The 2735-nt window shown below is 66.2% G+C and carries 2 protein-coding genes; both read left to right on the top strand.

Features of this window, described 5'->3' with window-relative positions:
* The first annotated feature begins 19 nt into the window (after window positions 1-19).
* Window positions 20-1966, top strand: a complete 1947-nt coding sequence (locus FVW27_RS12585) for a TonB-dependent receptor (protein ID WP_167125636.1) — start codon at window positions 20-22, stop codon at window positions 1964-1966.
* 204 nt (window positions 1967-2170) lie between these two features.
* Window positions 2171-2735, top strand: a 565-nt coding sequence (locus FVW27_RS12580; RefSeq protein WP_243838419.1) for a class I SAM-dependent methyltransferase, incomplete at its 3' end; no start/stop codon positions are given.

Here is a 2735-nt window from a genome sequence, read left to right as displayed (position 1 = left end):
GGCGGCCCAGGCCCTGGCGATGACGCTGGCGATGACGCTGGCGATGACGCTGGCCGGGCCGGCGACGGCCCGGGCGGCGGACGAGCAGCCCGCCACGCTCGAAGAGGAGGTGGTGGTTTCCACCCCCATCATCGAGGGTAACGAAACCACCCGCTACGGCGGCCAGTACACCGAAGTCACCCAGGATCAGATCAGCGACCTCAACGCGCAGGACATGTCGTCGGCCCTGCGGCGCACCCCCGGCGTGAACATTTCGCGCTACAATCAGGTGGGTTCCTTCGGCGGCGCCGAAGGCGGCGGGGTGTTTGTCCGGGGCATGGGGTCCAGCCGCCCAGGCAGTGAAATCGCCACCCTGTACGATGGGGTGCCGCGTTACAACCCGGTGTACAGCCATCCCCTGCTGGACATCCTGCCCATGGACCCGGCGCAGTCCATCCGGGTATACAAGGGCGTGCAGCCCACGGAATTCGGCAACGGCTTCTCGGCCATCGACGTGATTCCCAAGCGCATGACCGAGGAAGGCTTCCGCACCCGGCTGTTCACTTCGTACGGCAGCTACAACACCTTCACCCAGGGGGTGGAGCACGGCGGCAAGCAGGGCGGCACGGACTACTATTTCGGCCAGAGCCTGCGCCTGTCCGACGGCCATCGCGAGCATTCCGACGGCCAGTTGGAAAACTACTTCGCCCGCCTGGGCCAGGACCTGTACGAGAACTGGAACGTCTCGTGGTTCGCCAACATGAGCCGCAACGTGGCCCGCGATCCGGGCAGCAGCGAAGGCACCACCAACGACGGGCGCTTTTCCACCGATGACGTGCTCAACGTCATCACCCTGTCCAACGACTACAAGGACGCCAGCGGCCACCTGAAGCTGTACTGGAACAACGGCTACGCCAACTGGGCGGGGCAGGTGTACACAAGTCCGACGTCCACCGACGTGACCATCAGCGACTGGGACACCTACGGCGTGCGCGCCCGCGAGGCCTTTCGGGCGTGGGAGGGCGGCGAGGTGGTGACCGGCTTCGACTACGACGTCATGAGCGGCAAATCCGTCTTCGAATACTACAACGACACCACGCGCGAGTTCGAGCGCACCGACTTCACCCTGTTCTCGCCGTACGTGGCCGTCAGTCACATGTTCGGTGACCGCGGCGGGTTCTACGCCATTCCTTCTGCGGGCACGCGCTATTACACCCACGACGAGTTCGGCGACCAGCTTGCGCCGCATGCCGGGCTGGTGCTGGGGTACAAGGACACGGAAGTGCATGCCAGCTATGCGCGCGGGGTAAGCTACCCCGGCCTGGACGTGGCTGTGTTTTCCCAGAATTCCATCGCGGGCATCGCCAACGGGCCCTACCGCGAAGACTGGAAGGATCTCGATCCCGAACTGCTCGACCATTTCGAGGTGGGCATAAGCCAGAAGCTTTGGAGCAAGGTCAAGGCCGGGGTCACCGCGTTCTGGGAAGACGGGTCCGACCGGTATGTCGTCGTGGGCAGCGCACCGCCCCCGCGCATGCGCTTCGAGAACGTGGAATCGTTCCAGATTCAGGGGGTGGAGGCCACCATCACCTACACCCCCCTGCCCGACCTTTCGTTGTACGTGGGTTCCACCTGGCTCGATACCTTCCCTTCCGACCTGCCCTACGCGCCGGAATGGACCCTTAGCGCTGGCCTGAACTGGCGGTTCCTCACGCATTTCCGGCTCAGCCTGGACGCGCAGTACGTGACGGAAGAGCAGGTGCGCAGCCAGTCGCGCTTCGACAACGCGGTGAACACCGAAACGGTGGACGCCTATCACGTGGTCAACGGGCGGCTTTCCTATCTGTTCGACTACAAGGAGTGGGGCATCACCGAGGCCGAACTGTTCCTGGCGCTCGAAAACATCACCGACTCCGACTACGAATACCGGCCCGGCTATCGCATGCCGGGGTCCAGCGTCACTGTCGGGGCCAGCGTGACCTTCTAGTCATCATGACGGCGGGGGAGGCGGCATGCCGTTTCCCCCGCCGCCTGTGCATCGGAGACCGGTCGGGCGTCACGCAGTTTCACCGGGTGAAAGGCCGGAAGGGCTTGCGCCCGGCCACGCGGACATGCAACCGCGCCCATGGGGCGCAACGGAGCGGGAACCGGCATGGCATCGCAGCATTCGCATGCGGTACACGGAGCGGACATGGCGGTATGCCGTGATCCGCGCGCGCTGTTTTTCGACGAGCGCGCCGACACCTGGGAAGAGCGCTGCTACCCCCCGGCCACGCGGGAGCGGCTGGCGGAACTGGCTCGCGGCTTCGGCATCCTGCCGGGGGCCGACGTGCTGGACATGGGCACCGGCACGGGGGTGCTCATTCCCTACCTGCGCGAGGCGGTGGGCGAAGGGGGGCGCATCCTGTCCTTTGATGTCTCGTACGAGATGGTGCGCCGGGCAGGTTGCAAGGAACCCGGCGCGCGCGGGCTGTGCGTGCAGGCCACGGCCATGCGCATTCCGGCGCGCGACGGCGCGTTCGACCACGTGATCTGCTTTGCGGCCTTTCCCCACTTTGCGGACAAGGCGCAGGCCATGCGCGAGATGGTCCGGGTAACCCGGCCCGGTGGAGAGGTGATCGTGGCCCACCTGTTGAGCCGGGCGGAACTGGCCCGCCATCATGGCGGGCACCCCGCCGTGGCCGCCGACGCCCTGCCCGGCGATGCCGCCCTGCGCGATCTGATGCGCGGGGCTGGGTTGGCCGGGGCGGACATTG

The organism is Nitratidesulfovibrio liaohensis (assembly GCF_011682075.1).
Classification (GTDB): domain Bacteria; phylum Desulfobacterota; class Desulfovibrionia; order Desulfovibrionales; family Desulfovibrionaceae; genus Cupidesulfovibrio; species Cupidesulfovibrio liaohensis.
This window is presented reverse-complemented; position numbering and strand designations above follow the sequence as displayed.

What these genes read in the sequence shown, in the direction of transcription:
- FVW27_RS12585 (WP_167125636.1), top strand. Translation starts at nt 20, where the DNA reads ATGACGCTGGCGATGACGCTGGCGATGACGCTGGCCGGGCCGGCGACG.